The organism is Candidatus Enterococcus huntleyi, assembly GCF_009933175.1.
GTDB lineage: Bacteria > Bacillota > Bacilli > Lactobacillales > Enterococcaceae > Enterococcus_K > Enterococcus_K huntleyi.
In genome coordinates, this window is sequence record NZ_MAEJ01000008.1 from 86,508 (window position 1) to 99,915 (window position 13,408).

General features: G+C 36.5%; 18 protein-coding genes. 9 read left to right on the forward strand and 9 right to left on the reverse strand.

The features are described from left to right. Position 1 precedes the first annotated feature (1 nt). Both BAU15_RS05740 and BAU15_RS05745 read right to left on the reverse strand, forming a co-directional pair. Complete coding sequence (locus BAU15_RS05740; protein WP_161841888.1) at positions 2-907, reverse strand: carbohydrate ABC transporter permease; 906 nt, start codon at positions 905-907, stop codon at positions 2-4. A gap of 73 nt (positions 908-980) precedes the next feature. Beyond that, positions 981-2,360, reverse strand: a complete 1,380-nt coding sequence (locus tag BAU15_RS05745; protein ID WP_161841785.1) for an ABC transporter substrate-binding protein — start codon at positions 2,358-2,360, stop codon at positions 981-983. Positions 2,361-2,556: 196 nt separating this feature from the next. On the opposite strand from BAU15_RS05745, the gene BAU15_RS05750 reads away from it, so the two are divergent. Next, a complete protein-coding gene (locus tag BAU15_RS05750; RefSeq protein ID WP_161841786.1) occupies positions 2,557-3,468 on the forward strand; it encodes an ArsR/SmtB family transcription factor in 912 nt (303 codons plus the stop codon). A gap of 253 nt (positions 3,469-3,721) precedes the next feature. Then, the gene (locus BAU15_RS05755; RefSeq protein WP_161841787.1) at positions 3,722-4,261 is read left to right on the forward strand and encodes a biotin transporter BioY; all 540 of its coding nucleotides are present in this window, start codon (positions 3,722-3,724) and stop codon (positions 4,259-4,261) included. A gap of 164 nt (positions 4,262-4,425) precedes the next feature. Here the strand turns inward: BAU15_RS05755 and BAU15_RS05760 are convergent, their stop codons facing one another. From BAU15_RS05760 to BAU15_RS05775, 4 genes are all read right to left on the reverse strand, one after another. Further along, positions 4,426-4,935 (reverse strand): QueT transporter family protein, encoded by a 510-nt coding sequence (locus tag BAU15_RS05760; protein WP_161841788.1) that lies wholly within the window; start codon positions 4,933-4,935, stop codon positions 4,426-4,428. A 191-nt stretch (positions 4,936-5,126) separates the two neighbouring features. Beyond that, a complete protein-coding gene (locus tag BAU15_RS05765; protein WP_161841789.1) occupies positions 5,127-5,891 on the reverse strand; it encodes a 3-oxoacyl-ACP reductase in 765 nt (254 codons plus the stop codon). Next, complete coding sequence (locus BAU15_RS05770) at positions 5,888-6,112, reverse strand: DUF2829 domain-containing protein (protein ID WP_161841790.1); 225 nt, start codon at positions 6,110-6,112, stop codon at positions 5,888-5,890. The genes BAU15_RS05765 and BAU15_RS05770 overlap by 4 nt, the downstream gene beginning before the upstream one ends. Positions 6,113-6,184: 72 nt before the next feature. Further along, positions 6,185-6,799, reverse strand: coding sequence for a DUF1054 domain-containing protein (locus BAU15_RS05775; protein ID WP_161841791.1), 615 nt, complete (start codon positions 6,797-6,799; stop codon positions 6,185-6,187). A 252-nt stretch (positions 6,800-7,051) separates the two neighbouring features. Here BAU15_RS05775 and BAU15_RS05780 point away from each other — a divergent pair, with 252 nt between their 5' ends. Both BAU15_RS05780 and BAU15_RS05785 read left to right on the forward strand, forming a co-directional pair. After that, positions 7,052-7,690 carry a YdeI/OmpD-associated family protein gene (locus BAU15_RS05780; protein ID WP_161841792.1) on the forward strand — a complete coding sequence of 213 codons (639 nt, stop codon included), beginning with the start codon at positions 7,052-7,054 and terminating at the stop codon, positions 7,688-7,690. A gap of 29 nt (positions 7,691-7,719) precedes the next feature. Beyond that, the gene (locus tag BAU15_RS05785; RefSeq protein WP_161841793.1) at positions 7,720-8,166 is read left to right on the forward strand and encodes a DUF1801 domain-containing protein; all 447 of its coding nucleotides are present in this window, start codon (positions 7,720-7,722) and stop codon (positions 8,164-8,166) included. A 112-nt stretch (positions 8,167-8,278) separates the two neighbouring features. Here the strand turns inward: BAU15_RS05785 and BAU15_RS05790 are convergent, their stop codons facing one another. Further along, a complete protein-coding gene (locus BAU15_RS05790; RefSeq protein ID WP_161841794.1) occupies positions 8,279-8,905 on the reverse strand; it encodes a helix-turn-helix domain-containing protein in 627 nt (208 codons plus the stop codon). 219 nt (positions 8,906-9,124) lie between these two features. On the opposite strand from BAU15_RS05790, the gene BAU15_RS05795 reads away from it, so the two are divergent. Together BAU15_RS05795 and BAU15_RS05800 are read left to right on the forward strand one after the other, a co-directional pair. After that, positions 9,125-9,313, forward strand: a complete 189-nt coding sequence (locus tag BAU15_RS05795; RefSeq protein ID WP_161841795.1) for a hypothetical protein — start codon at positions 9,125-9,127, stop codon at positions 9,311-9,313. A 95-nt stretch (positions 9,314-9,408) separates the two neighbouring features. Continuing rightward, the gene (locus BAU15_RS05800; RefSeq protein WP_161841796.1) at positions 9,409-9,663 is read left to right on the forward strand and encodes a hypothetical protein; all 255 of its coding nucleotides are present in this window, start codon (positions 9,409-9,411) and stop codon (positions 9,661-9,663) included. Between the two features lie 64 nt (positions 9,664-9,727). Here the strand turns inward: BAU15_RS05800 and BAU15_RS05805 are convergent, their stop codons facing one another. Further along, the gene (locus tag BAU15_RS05805; protein WP_161841797.1) at positions 9,728-10,141 is read right to left on the reverse strand and encodes a helix-turn-helix domain-containing protein; all 414 of its coding nucleotides are present in this window, start codon (positions 10,139-10,141) and stop codon (positions 9,728-9,730) included. Positions 10,142-11,024: 883 nt separating this feature from the next. Between BAU15_RS05805 and BAU15_RS05810 the strand changes: the two genes are divergently transcribed. The 3 genes from BAU15_RS05810 (at position 11,025) to BAU15_RS15920 (ending at position 12,206) form a co-directional block, all read left to right on the forward strand. Then, on the forward strand, positions 11,025-11,567 hold the full coding sequence (locus tag BAU15_RS05810; RefSeq protein WP_161841798.1) for a helix-turn-helix domain-containing protein: 543 nt from the start codon (positions 11,025-11,027) through the stop codon (positions 11,565-11,567). Positions 11,568-11,745: 178 nt separating this feature from the next. Continuing rightward, positions 11,746-11,904: a hypothetical protein gene (locus BAU15_RS05815; RefSeq protein WP_161841799.1), complete on the forward strand. Its 159-nt coding sequence runs from the start codon at positions 11,746-11,748 to the stop codon at positions 11,902-11,904. A gap of 5 nt (positions 11,905-11,909) precedes the next feature. After that, positions 11,910-12,206 (forward strand): type II toxin-antitoxin system RelE/ParE family toxin, encoded by a 297-nt coding sequence (locus tag BAU15_RS15920; RefSeq protein ID WP_420022119.1) that lies wholly within the window; start codon positions 11,910-11,912, stop codon positions 12,204-12,206. Between the two features lie 109 nt (positions 12,207-12,315). Here the strand turns inward: BAU15_RS15920 and BAU15_RS05825 are convergent, their stop codons facing one another. Then, positions 12,316-13,194 carry a CPBP family intramembrane glutamic endopeptidase gene (locus BAU15_RS05825; protein WP_161841800.1) on the reverse strand — a complete coding sequence of 293 codons (879 nt, stop codon included), beginning with the start codon at positions 13,192-13,194 and terminating at the stop codon, positions 12,316-12,318. Positions 13,195-13,408: the final 214 nt, after the last annotated feature.

Below are 13,408 nucleotides of genomic sequence, written 5' to 3' on the forward strand. Positions count from 1 at the left end.
TCTATTCTCCTCCACCGTAATATACCCAACTTTTAGCTGTTCTGAAAATAAATAAAGTAAAAATTGAGATAATAATTAATAATATCCATGCCAATGCTGATGCATAGCCAAACTGATTTTGCTGGAAGGCATTTCTATAAATCAGTAGCGCATAGAATAACGTCGCATTATTCGGTCCTCCGTTAGTCATGATATAGGCTTGAGAGAACGTTTGAAATGCCCCAATCAATCCCATAATTAGATTAAAGAAAATAATTGGTGTCAGCGAAGGTAAAGTAACATATCTAAATTTATGGAACCAGTTGCCGCCATCCACTTCAACAGCTTCCAATAATTGTGTTGGTACATCTTGTAACCCTGCTAAGAAGATCAAAGCCGTCCCTCCACAAGCCCAAACGCCCATCAAAATTAGCGACGGAATTGCCGTTTTTTCATCAAAAATCCAATCCGATGTTGGCAGATTTAATTTTGTTAAAATGGAATTAAATAAACCGAAATCCGGATTAAACAACCACAACCAAAGGATATTGGAAGCCACTGCTGGAACCACTACTGGCAAATAAAATAAAGTTCTAAAGAAGCCTTGCCCTTTAACTTTAGAATTCATCAATAGTGCAAGAATTAGTGCTGAAATCAAGGTTAATACAGTACTTCCAATCGCAAATATAAAGGTAATTACTAACGATTTTTTGAAAAACAAATCGTCAAAAAATATTTCTTTATAGTTATCAAGCCCAACAAATTTGTAATCAGCAATAACATTATAGTCAGTCAAACTCAGGTAAAGACTCGCTATCATTGGAACGACTGTAAAAATCAATAAGCCAAGTATCGCTGGAGAAGCAAATAAATAGCCGTAAAAATTTTCAATTTGTTTTAATTTGAATTTTTTCTTCTTTTTATTCATCAAACTCACTCACCACTCCTATAAAACCAACTAGCAGCTTTTAAACAGCTGCCAGTTAGTTTCAAAATATTATTTACTCAAACTTATATTTATCTCCTAATTCTTTCTTTAATTTAGGAATGATTTCATTTTCAATGACATCTTTTGCATCCTTTTTGCCTGTCCAGACTTGTTCTAATGCTGGATTTACAATTTGTTCAATCGTTGTTGCATCTTCAACGTAAAATGCTTTGTTTTTCGCTAAAGCATTCTCTTTTGCTTCAACTAAGGCTTCTTTTTTAAATTCAGGAGAGTTTTCTTGATTTGCCCAGATGTCTAATTTTTCAGGATCTGTATACCAATCATTTTGATTAGGTAACCATAAGCCAGAGTTAATTACATCAATACTATTTTCTGGATTTAGTAAGAATTCCAAGAATTCTTGTGTTTCCGCCCAGTTTTCTTTTGTATTATCATTATCAAAAACAACAATTGGAGGTCCAAAGTTCATTTGTACAACTTTTTGATCCATTTTCGGTAAAACACCCATTGCTAAATTAAGGCCTTTATCTTTCATTGCTGCGCTCAATGATCTTAAATCCCAAGAGCCAGTAATACTCATAGCCACTCGATTAGTTAGCAATGCAGTATCTGTAGACGGAATCGTACTTGCTTGTGATGGTTTAGGCATTACATAATGTTCATACATCAATGATTGAAGCTTATCGATTGCATCAATCGATTCTTTTTTACCTAGCAAGATTGTTTCCCCATCTTCACTAACCAATCCTCCACCATTACCAATTAAGAATGATTCATAGCCTAGACCAGTAAAATTAGAAATTCCATAAGTGGCAATGTTTTTTTCATCAAATCCATCTTCACCAGGATGTTTGCCATTTCTATCAACTGTTAATTCTTTTAATTTCTCAACAAATGTGTCCCAATCCCATGCTTTAGCTACTTCATGAGGTGGTAATTCAACACCAGTTTCTTCAAAGTATTTCTTGTTGTAGAACATCGTTAGCATACCTGGTCCTGCTGGAGAGCCATAAATTTTGCCATTACGATATTTAGAAGTCGTTTCTGCAATCTTCCCTTCAAAAGCGCCTCCTTCTGCATACAATTCACTCAAATCTTTTAATTTGCCGCTGTTTCCCCACTCAGCTGTACTACTTTCAACCATGTACCCAACATCAGGCAATGTTTTCGTACTTGCCATTGTGTTCAATTTCTCCATATAATTGTCATACGGAATTTGTTGCGATTTCACTTTAATCTTATCCTGAGAATCATTGAAGGTATTCACCAGCTTATCAACTGACTCCTTCTCAAGTGTGTCTCCCCAAAAAGTAAAATTAAGATTTACAACATCTGAATCTTTGTTACTTTCTGTTTTAGATTTATTGGGACCACATGCAGCAATTGCTAAAACTGAACTTAATAAAACCAAAAACAATGTAATTTTTTTCATTTTATCCCCTCGTTTTCCAATTTAATAAAATAATGAAACAAACAACTTGCAATCGATTACATTTCTGATTTTAAATTATAAACAGCTATAAATCAACATATTTTAAGTTGCTTTTTTTGTTAAATAAACTTACTATATATGTATAATCACTTCATTTTGTTTACTATATTTACAAATAAAGAAAAGAGGTTCACTCATGGAATTAAAAACTGACGAACAATCTTTACCCGTATATGAAGCCTTAGCGAATAAAACCCGATTAGATATCATCAACCTTTTATCAGAAGAATCAAACCTAAATTTATCCCAGATTGCAACCAAATTAAACTTGAGTAATCCCATGATTACCAAGCACATGAAAAAATTACTAGATGCTCGACTCGTTAAAATAGAAAAAAAAGCTGGGATATCTGGAATACAAAAAATTGTTTCGCTTAATATTGAGGAAATTCGAATTTTATTTCCAAAAAAATTATTCCCAGACTTCTTTTCCTACTCATCAAGTATCGGTATCGGCCTGTACACGGACTATTATGTCCTACCTACATGTGGTCTCGTTAGTCCGACTGGCAAAATCGGCATTTTTGATCAACCTAAGTATTTTTCTGATAATGAAAGAATCAATGCCTCGATGCTCTGGTTTTCAGAAGGCTTTATCGAATATAAAATTCCCAATCCACTTGGTGAAGATGATAATCCCGAGGTATTAGAAATTAGCACAGAAATCAGTTCAGAATTTGTTTTTTCAAATAATAACTGGCCTAGCGATGTCACTTTTTTGATTAATGATGTAGAAATCGGTACTTACACAATCCCAGGAAATTACTCAGATGTACGAGGCTTGTTAACACCAGATTGGTGGGATGATGTCTTAAGTCAATACGGTCTATTGAAACGAATTGGTATCAATAGATATAACACAAGTATCGATGGTGAAGTCTTATCTGATAAGACAATTGCTGACCTAAATTTAAAATCAAGTCCAACTATCTCACTTAAATTTTTGATTAAGCACGATGCAAAACATCGCGGTGGCTTAACCATATTTGGTGAATCATTTGGAAACCACCCTCAAAACATAGGAATTAATCTTTACTACTCAAACTAGATAACTCAATAAACCAAACTGATTTAACCTCTGATTAAATAACTGATAGCGGCGACTGAATGGCGCCGCTATTTTTTTGATTGTCAGTTAAAAACTTAGCTTGAAATTACTATCCTTCGTCTGATCTACTGAGTAAAACTTCTTAATTCTCCCGTCTATTTTACGCCTTCATATTCCCCCTAGACATCCAGGAATATTTAGTCTATAATTTCGTTAACCAATAATAAAAATAAAGTTAACGAAAGAGAGAGCTATGAAAACTTCACTGAAAGAATGGATTCTGGCTGCTGAATTTGCAGCAATTATTGCGGTACTTTCCCAATTTACGATTCCTCTAGGATTGATTCCTTTGACTGGCCAAACGCTGGCTGTCGGGTTAACGGCTACCTTACTCGGAAAGCGCACAGGCACCTACGCGATTTTAATTTATTTACTCTTAGGACTTGTTGGGCTTCCAGTATTCGCTGGTATGACCAGTGGTTTCGGCGTTTTATTTGGGACAACTGGTGGCTACTTGATTGGCTTTATCTTCAACGGATTAGTGACTGGGGCCATCTTAGAAAAGACTGCCTTCACCTACTCTTGGGCGATTATTGCTAATACTATCGGCGCCATGGTTACCTTATTCTTCGGGACTGTTTGGCTTAAAATTAGTGCGGATCTAAGCTGGCAATCGGCTTTTTCTTCAGGCTTCGTCTTTTTCATCCTGCCAGGAATTATCAAAGCTGTAGCCGCCGGTTATTTAGGAATTTTTATCCAAAAACGAATTCCCTCTTTGCGTTTACGAAAATAAAAGTAAATTCTTTTACTTATCGAAATAATGCTGCTTCGGTAACATTCAATTTGATAATTAGAGCCATGCAAAAAAGATACGCAACCAAAAGATTTTACTCTTTTAGTTGCGTATCTCTATTATGATTAGGTGTTACTCATTTATATAAGAAGTAAAGCGACTCTCTACTTCGTAAAATCAATTTTTTTGCTAGCCCAATGGATGATAATCCCACCGACTGTCATAGAAGCCAATTCACCAGCGCCAATAACGACCCAATTCAGGAAGAAAGGTGCATCATACAGAATGGTTAATTGCCCAGCAACCGTGAACATTGAAAAAGCAAATAAAATTGCTGTTACAATCATTTTGTGCTTCATATTTTTCAAGTTTCTAGTCACATAATAGTTCACGACTAAGACGATAAACGTCGAGACACTCCCAACAACAACGTCGATAATTCCCAGTGGTGACGCCATATTGGCGATTGCTACGCCCAGCGTTACAGCAATGATGTAGCGTTTGTTATACAAAGATAGATAGTTAAACATTTCCGATAGACGAATTTGGATAGCTCCAAAGCTAATCACGGATAAGAAGACCGTAATCACGACATATAGCCCTGTGATAAGCGCCATTCTTGCCGTTTCCGAGACCGTCCAACGAGTGGTGGTACGCGTTTTGTTCTGATTCATTTGTCATTCTCCTTTACAAGATTGCTCTTGCGTATAACTGTGACCAAAGGATGGGAGCACTAGATCACTCTCTAGTAAACTCCAACTGAAGTGCCACAGTGTGGGCGAACCCACTGCTATCTATAATACTCGAAAAAATGTTTTTTTCAAGAAAAATTTCAGATTTATCAGAAGAGACTGTTTGTCAGAATTTATTTAAGTAACCAACCGCCGTCGATAGGAACAACATTCCCTTGCAAATAGCTTGATTGACGGCTAGCCAAGAATAGCGTTAACGCTGCAACCTCTTCCGGCTGCGCCCAACGTTTAACCGGCGTTTCATCGGCTACCCATTTGGCCATCGCGCCATCGCCTTCAAAATCGGCTTTGTTCATCGGGGTCTGGATTGCTCCCGGCGCAATCGCTTTGACGGCAATTCCTTTATCGGCATAATCCAAAGCCAATTGTTTGGTAAATCCGGCAATCGCATGTTTCGCTGCTGTGTAGGCAATTCCGCCACCGCCAGCGACCAAACTCGCAATCGAAGCCATGTTAATAATTGTGCCAGACTCGCGTTTAAGCATTTCAGGTAAGACTAATTTTGTCAGCTGGAAGACACTTTTGACATCGACTGCCATCAGCTCATCCCAAAGCTCCTCACTGGTTTCCAATAAAGGGCGATATTCATCAAGAATGCCGGCTGTGTTCAGCAAAATATCAATCTCACCAAAGCGACTACGACAAGCCTCAACCGTCAAGCGCAATACCGCTAATTCCTTCACATCGCCCACTTGAAAAGCAAAGGTTTCTGGGTAAGCTGCTTGTAACTGACACATTTTGGGCTCTTGTAAATCTAATCCGTAGACTCGCGCTCCCTGAGCCAAAAAAGCTTCCGCCTGCGCATAGCCAATCCCAGATCCAGCCCCAGTCACTAAAACGGTTTGATTGGCGAACTCTTTATAAACAACCTCGCTCATCCTTCAACAATCATCCAGTCCTCTGCTAAAATATCGCAGACGGTTGGCGCAAAGCTAGAAAATCCTTCATCCGATGTCTTAATTAACAAATACGGTGTCACTGGTGAGCCATCATATTCATCGCCTTCAACCAAAGTGACATACAACTCAAAGCCGCTCCAGCCTTTACGTAGTATTTTCTTGCCGTTCTTCAATTCTGGTAAAATTTCTTCAAATGTCATCATTATTCTCCTCTTTTTCTATTGTTTTTATTATTAAACAAAATCAGTTCTGTTACGCATCACGCACGCTGCTTATTTCGGTGAATAGCCAATCGTTTCATGATAAATTGGTAATAGCGATTGATACGTCGCCCACATATATTCTTTAGCTGCTTCAGGTTTTTGCCATAACTCACTCTCTTTAGGAATGATGCGACCAATCTGAAACTCGCCTTTTTTTACATCACGAAAACGCGTTAAACCTTTCGTCAAATCAACATCGGTCAGCCGCTCCACTTTATCAATCGTATGGTCAAATGAAACCATCGTATCCTCAGGCAACTTGCCAAAAAGTCTCGGTTTATCTAGCATCGCCTGTGCCATCTCTTTTTCATTTTTAGGATTATCGATGAAGGATAGCCACATAAATACATAGTCTGGAAAGATACCTAGCTGGAAATGAGGCTCCATTTTATAACCGCGCTTCTTACGACTAATCGCCGACCAAGTATTTTCCGGCGGATAAACCGTCCGTCTACGATGCTGCGCGATATGCACAAACAACGCTTCGTTAACTTCTTTCTCTAATAACGCTTTAAAGGAATCATCCAATTCCTGAAATACCGGTTGAATTACCGCGCGAATCGCGGCCATTCGTTCGTCCAATCCATCTATAGCGAATACGTCAAAACTTTCTTCCGTAAACATCTTGATTCCTCACAATCTGTACAAATTTAATACGACTCTTTATTTTAACGGAAAATCAGAAAAATAGCCAAATCTGAATTTTTGACCCTCGCTAAGCTTTGCCTAAAAGTCTGAGGAAACTTTTTTAATTAAAAGAAGACTCCCTCCCCATTTCACTTAACGTCTTCCTATAAATGCTGAATCCCAGTCAAAATAAGTAGCTTTACTCAGCTATTCTCGTGTATACTTTGCTTTGAGAAAGGGGTGCTTTTGATGGCACAAACACTGCTACAAAAATTACGTCTACAACCCGATCAGAAGGTCACAATTTTACAGCGTCCGAGTGCGGATTATTTTGCTGAATTGAACGTTTCTGAAGCTTATCCAACAGAACCTGTCGAAACGATCATTTTATTTGTCAAAACCATCGACGAATTCAAAGAACAGGTCTTAACTATTGTGAAGAAAAATTTACTCGTTCCTAACGGTCGCTTGCTGATTGCCTATCCTAAAAAAGGCAATAAACAATTTGAAACCTTTGTCCATCGAGATGAAATTTTTCCAGCACTTAAAGTCGATGAAGAAGATGGCTATATCCCCGGTAGTGATTACAAATTCAATCAAATGGTCAAACTCGATGAAATTTATACCCTCATTGGCCTGAAACGTGTTACTAAAAAGAACACAAAGACAGCTGCCAGCCAATCGGTGGGTGATTACGTCGCCTTTATTCCAACATTAGAAAAAGAACTCGCAGCCGAACCGCAAGCTCTAGAATTTTTCAAATCATTAACCCCAGGCTATCAAAGAAATTGGGCCCGCTATGTCTACAGCGCTAAGCAAGAAGCGACACAAGTAAAACGAAAACAAGAAATGATTGATTTATTGAAACAAGGGATTAAGTATAAATAGCTATCCAGCTACTACTAAAGGAGGCTGTCATGGAAACGATTGAAGAATATGAAGCACAGCTGCCAGAGAAATGGCGAGCTAGTTACTTTTTGATGAAGGAAACACTGATCAAGCATTTACCAGATGGCTTTAAGCTGGTTTTACAATATGGTTTTCCCACCTTTGTCGTGCCACTTTCGGTGTACCCAAACGGCTACTTAGGTCGCACGGACGAACCGCTACCTTTCGTTTCTTTAGCAGCCCAAAAGAATCATTTGGCCGTCTATCACATGGGGATTATGGGCAATCGTCCACTGCTTGCTTGGTTCGAAGAATCCTACAAACAACAGATGCCTACCAAATTGAATATGGGAAAAAGCTGTATTCGTTTTACTAATCCAAAAACGATTCCCTATGCTCTCATCGGTGAGCTGATGGAAAAAATGACACCAGAAGATTGGATTACAGCTTATGAACATTATCAAGATAAGAAGTAAATAATCTATCAGCAATTGATTTTTTTCAATCTAAGTCCACATAAAAGCGAAGCCTTCCACATGAAGAAAAGGCTTCGCTTGTTCTATTATTTGACCAGTGACTCTTCGAAGCTTACTGATGGTTCACCCTTATATTTTTGATACCAGAATAATCCGATAGGTCAATTTTGATGCGCCCATCAAATAGAAAACTTTTTTTCGATTCTGCCCTCTTCTCTTTACTTAAGCTAACCGTCAATTCATCACCTGAACCATCAACCATGTAGCCTACAATTTGGTCCGATGCATCTACTACAATCATAAGTTGTTGGCCTTCCATATAGACTTCCTTTATTTCCTCTTTCTCGAAAGGCAAAATTTTGGACTCTGATAATTGGTCCGCTGGCTGGTTTTCTTTTACAAAATGAATACTCGGTTGTCTGTTCACCATTAAATAAATTGTTGAAAAAGTAGTCATAGTCAGTGCCACGAGGGCAACAATAATGATCCTTTTCCAATTCCGCTTTGTTACGCTATCAAATTCAATGGCCTCAACAATTTTTTTATCTTCATCTAAAAGATCATCGATGGAGACTCCAAACGTTTTTGATAAAATAATCAACGTTTGAATATCAGGGTAATTTCGGCCGATTTCCCAATTTGAGACCGCTGAGCGACTAACAGATAATTTTTCCGCTAACTCTTCCTGTGTTAAGCCCAATTCTTTTCTTTTTCCTTTTATCATCTCGCTAAATTCCATAAGCACCCTCCTCGATTACCTTGATTACCTTCATTGAAGCATATCATTTCCATTTTTACATGCGCGATTCTGAAACATTTTGATCGTATCGGTATTTTTGACTGCCACATCTTGTGACCTGCAGTTTTTAAGGCCTTTTTCATTATTTTTACAGACATATATTGAATAACATGATAAATTTAACCTATCAACAAAATTTGAGTGTAAAGGTGTGACTTTATGAAGAAATATGGTGTAGTATTTATTTTAGTGTCCTTATTTATCTTATTAATTTTACCAAAACTGATTTTCTCTGATTCAACTGACGTGGATTCAACTGGCATTGTCAATGCCATCCGTTTTAGTACACTATCATTAATTATTGCTGCAATTGGCATTAAACTCGTCTTTAACGATAACAAAAAATAGGAATACATAGACTTAGCCTCTTTATTTCAGCGAAATTCAGGTGGTTAATATAAAGATTACGTAGCACCGTCACATAAATTGATTGAGGTGGAAAAATGAAAAAAATACTTGATGAATATCAACGCACCAAGCAACCCACCGATGATTTTACTTGGTGGCTGATCCATCGAAAACTTAGATTACGAACCAAACTATTTATTGCCTTCATTCTATGGGCTTTATTCATAAAATTTGGTCTCAATTTGGTCTTTATGATCTATTTCTTTGAATTTTTCGCTGGTCTTTCGGTACTCTATTTTATCATTTTAGGCATCCTAAAATTCGTTAGCTTCATCAAAAAGAGAGCATAATTTTACCAAAATAAATAATCGCGTGAACTCTCTATCAAATTTGATGAGAATTTCACGCGATTATTTACTTATAGACTTTATGTAATACTTTGATGACTACTACTAAGACCATAGAAAGCATGATTAGACTGAAGCCAAGCCCAATCAGAACCCCCCCAGCTGCTTTATGTGTGATCAGTAGGCTGATTAGGCAGCAGATCAACCCGATTCCGCCTAAAAATAATCCTCTATTGATCATTTTTTTCTCTTTTTCCTCTTTTTTTACCGCATTCATGATTATTACATCCTCCTTGATTAAGTAATCTAAAGAAACGTCATAAATACTACTTAACTCAATCAAACTATAGATATCTGGCACACTCTTACCTGTCTCCCAATTAGAAATAGTTTGTCTAGAAACATGCAGTTTTCGAGAAATCTGTTCTTGTGTATACCCAGATTTTTTTCGATTATTTTTCAGTTTGTTTGAAATATCCATGTCCGCCTCCTAAACTCAATACTAGAGAATATTGCGCCCTTTATCAGCCAAAATCCGTTGTCTTTAACAGAATGTCAAAGACTTTTAGCGTATTTCTTACAGTGTACCATAGCAGATTTTCATGGGGAATAAAAAATAATTGATTTGATGATCTCGAACTATCACACTTTATCAATTACCTAGGTACACACATTATTACCCACCTAGCATTACCCACCCATTTTATCTACTCGTCTTTCAAAATTGTTAGTTCTTTTATGCTGAAAGTACATCTTGCGACTGATATATTTTGGTGAAGCGCTTTGTATAATAATGATATAGATAATCATAAGTGACAAGCTATCTTTCATAAACGCTACTTGCAAACACTTTTGACAAAATTGCTTAGCTGCAATGAATGAACCAACTTACATAATTTTTCGCACCTATTACTTAAAAATGTTTGGAGGAAATACCATGAAACAAAAAAAGCATAGAACCTACGGACAAAAGAAACTTCGTCAGACACTTAGTGATCTTATCGGATTCCTTTTAGTCTGGATTTCCTAAGCAATGGCTGTTTTCCTGAATTTTTATGTAGCCCAACGAAAAGAGAACTAGTCTTCTGTATAGTTGCAGCAGACCAAGCTCTTTTTTGCGTGTCTTTCTATAATTAAACTATCACTAATCAAGTCCATCTCAGTGGGTATTTACCTAGATTTTACCCACTGAGATTACCCACCACATTTCACATATTCACTCTTATTGTTCAGCAAAAATTCCACTTTAACAATCTAATATCCCTCATGTAAAGGAATTTTCACATTGAAAAAAAGCTCGATGTAAAGTATCTTTGATAGAGGAAATCCTATTAATAAATTAATCTAGAATCAAGGAGGACGACATGAATATTGGTGCTCAATTACAACAACAAAGAAAAAAATTAAATTATACACAGGAAGAAATTGCTGAAAAGATTCATGTATCTAGACAAACAATTTCAAGTTGGGAAAACTCAAAAAGTTTACCTGATATTACGAGCGTTATTCTATTGAGTGATATTTATGATCTTTCCTTAGACAATTTATTAAAAGGAGATAGAAAAATGATTGAAAAAATTGAAGCAGAAGAAAAATTGAAGAAAGCTAATGAACGGATTACACGTGCTTGCCAAGGAATCAGTGTCATTGCTATTACTATGAGTGTTATCTTTAGTTTTGGAGGTTCACTAGGGCTTGATCTTCAGATAGTTATCTCAACACTCGCAATAATACTCGCTCTACTAAATTTGTCTATACTCACTGTCTTCAATGAGTATAGACAAACTGTAGAAGGAACTGAACAAAAGAAAAAAACTCTTTCACCGAAATCAAGGATTATCCTAGCTTTTATCCTAGCATTAGTAGTTATTTCGTATTTCGTAATTATTTTTTTCTTTGTAAAATAATAATTGACCCAGCCTAATAGAAAAAGGCTGGGTCTTTTTTTCATTTTTTAATTAAATCAATTGCATCAAAAGGTGGTCACTTCCATTACAGCAAATAATTAAATTTTTACCCAAAAATAGATAGCACTCGAAAATCAATAGAATTAATGGTATAGTCGTCAAAAGGAGTTGTTTAGCAGTGGAAAATCCACCGCAAACACGTACTACCACGACAAAAGAATTTGAAGATGCACGTCGCCGCTTACTTTCAGAATTAGAAGAAGGTGAGAAATCAATCGAACGCAATGGTGGGATAACCTTAGAACAATTAAAAGAACGCGTGCGTGACCTATTATAAATTTAATCTTATCTAGAAAAATTGCTTATGATATCGCAGAAATCGGCAGGTATATGACTAAGATTGGTGTATATGAAATCAATATCACACATACTATAAACAAAATTTATAAGCGCATAGAGCAGTTACAATTTTTACCACATACAGGTGCCCCGTTAGATCTAAAAATTGGTGGTAAAACTGGTTATCGATGTGCTATAGTTAACAATTATGTTATTTTTTACAAAATAATCGGTAATAATATACGAGTAACGCGTATATTATCGGAACGTCAAGATTATTTTTACCATCTAGGTTTATAAAAATATACATACAAAAAGAGGATAGCCTGTGCTGTCCTCTTCTTGCATATATACCTAATATCAAAATCAAATTTACGAACAGCGAACGAGCCTCATTGCACCAGATAATCTATACAAGTAACTGCATAGCAATAGTGGCGATAGCTAACAAACTACATATAATAATATAGGTCAGCGTACCAAAATTTATAAACAAGGGTTTGAACGACACCTTTTTCATTTGCATGATTGTTTTTCTTACTGCCCCTTTTTTTAATACGAATAGGACCATCAGTACAGTCGCAGCAATCGAAATAGCCATTAGCGAGTAAATAACAATATAGCCTAATTTTCCATCGCCTAGTACTAACGGTAGAAATCCGCCAATAAAATTATTCAGAATATGAAATAGAATAGTATACATAATGTTTTTAGTTTCCCACATTATATAACCTAGAATTGCTCCTAGAATACTCGCATAAATAATTTGGCTGATATTCCCATGGAATAGGCCAAATGCTACACTACTAAATACAATGTATTGATATTTCCCAATTGGTGCGATCAATTTGTATAACAGCCCCCTATAGAGTAATTCTTCTAGGATTGGGCCTATACAGACAACGACTAATAAATTTTGGACCAAATCCATCTGAACAACGGCCGCACCGACGGCATTCCCATCATTTGCCCCTAATAGTTTGAACAGATAATTATAAGCTAGTGTAACAAAACTAGAGGTCCCGTAACCAAATATGAATAGTAGAATTAACTTTTTGATTGAAATTGTATTTTTTTCGTTGATCTTTGCTTTAGTCATCTTTCTTGTTATAACTAGTAACAGACCTACCCCAAATACGTAGATACCTATATAACTTGCTACCATAGTCCCAATTACACCTGAAAAAATTGTCGGAAAGGAACTTTCGAGAATTGGTCCCACCAGTTGTCCCAGAATCATAATGAGCGCTAAGCCAAACCCGATAGCACTGAATTGTTTCTTTACCATTAGTATACCTCCATATATCTTATTTATTCTTCTTTATTTTTCTGTACAAGCAATTGTAAAGAATAGATTCAGCCCTATTATTTATTACAAATTAAGCAAACTACACAGATTTCCTGATAAGCGAAAAAATGATTTTTTGCAATCCATGTAGGAGGGTTTTCGGAATGACATTAACGGGCACAATAACCACTAGACCAACGATTAGGTAAAGGGC

Coding starts and splice junctions, on each gene's coding strand:
- BAU15_RS05740 (WP_161841888.1), bottom strand. CDS start 907: ATGAATAAAAAGAAGAAAAAATTCAAATTAAAACAAATTGAAAATTTT.
- BAU15_RS05745 (WP_161841785.1), bottom strand. CDS start 2,360: ATGAAAAAAATTACATTGTTTTTGGTTTTATTAAGTTCAGTTTTAGCA.
- BAU15_RS05750 (WP_161841786.1), top strand. CDS start 2,557: ATGGAATTAAAAACTGACGAACAATCTTTACCCGTATATGAAGCCTTA.
- BAU15_RS05755 (WP_161841787.1), top strand. CDS start 3,722: ATGAAAACTTCACTGAAAGAATGGATTCTGGCTGCTGAATTTGCAGCA.
- BAU15_RS05760 (WP_161841788.1), bottom strand. CDS start 4,935: ATGAATCAGAACAAAACGCGTACCACCACTCGTTGGACGGTCTCGGAA.
- BAU15_RS05765 (WP_161841789.1), bottom strand. CDS start 5,891: ATGAGCGAGGTTGTTTATAAAGAGTTCGCCAATCAAACCGTTTTAGTG.
- BAU15_RS05770 (WP_161841790.1), bottom strand. CDS start 6,112: ATGACATTTGAAGAAATTTTACCAGAATTGAAGAACGGCAAGAAAATA.
- BAU15_RS05775 (WP_161841791.1), bottom strand. CDS start 6,799: ATGTTTACGGAAGAAAGTTTTGACGTATTCGCTATAGATGGATTGGAC.
- BAU15_RS05780 (WP_161841792.1), top strand. CDS start 7,052: ATGGCACAAACACTGCTACAAAAATTACGTCTACAACCCGATCAGAAG.
- BAU15_RS05785 (WP_161841793.1), top strand. CDS start 7,720: ATGGAAACGATTGAAGAATATGAAGCACAGCTGCCAGAGAAATGGCGA.
- BAU15_RS05790 (WP_161841794.1), bottom strand. CDS start 8,905: ATGGAATTTAGCGAGATGATAAAAGGAAAAAGAAAAGAATTGGGCTTA.
- BAU15_RS05795 (WP_161841795.1), top strand. CDS start 9,125: ATGAAGAAATATGGTGTAGTATTTATTTTAGTGTCCTTATTTATCTTA.
- BAU15_RS05800 (WP_161841796.1), top strand. CDS start 9,409: ATGAAAAAAATACTTGATGAATATCAACGCACCAAGCAACCCACCGAT.
- BAU15_RS05805 (WP_161841797.1), bottom strand. CDS start 10,141: ATGGATATTTCAAACAAACTGAAAAATAATCGAAAAAAATCTGGGTAT.
- BAU15_RS05810 (WP_161841798.1), top strand. CDS start 11,025: ATGAATATTGGTGCTCAATTACAACAACAAAGAAAAAAATTAAATTAT.
- BAU15_RS05825 (WP_161841800.1), bottom strand. CDS start 13,194: ATGGTAAAGAAACAATTCAGTGCTATCGGGTTTGGCTTAGCGCTCATT.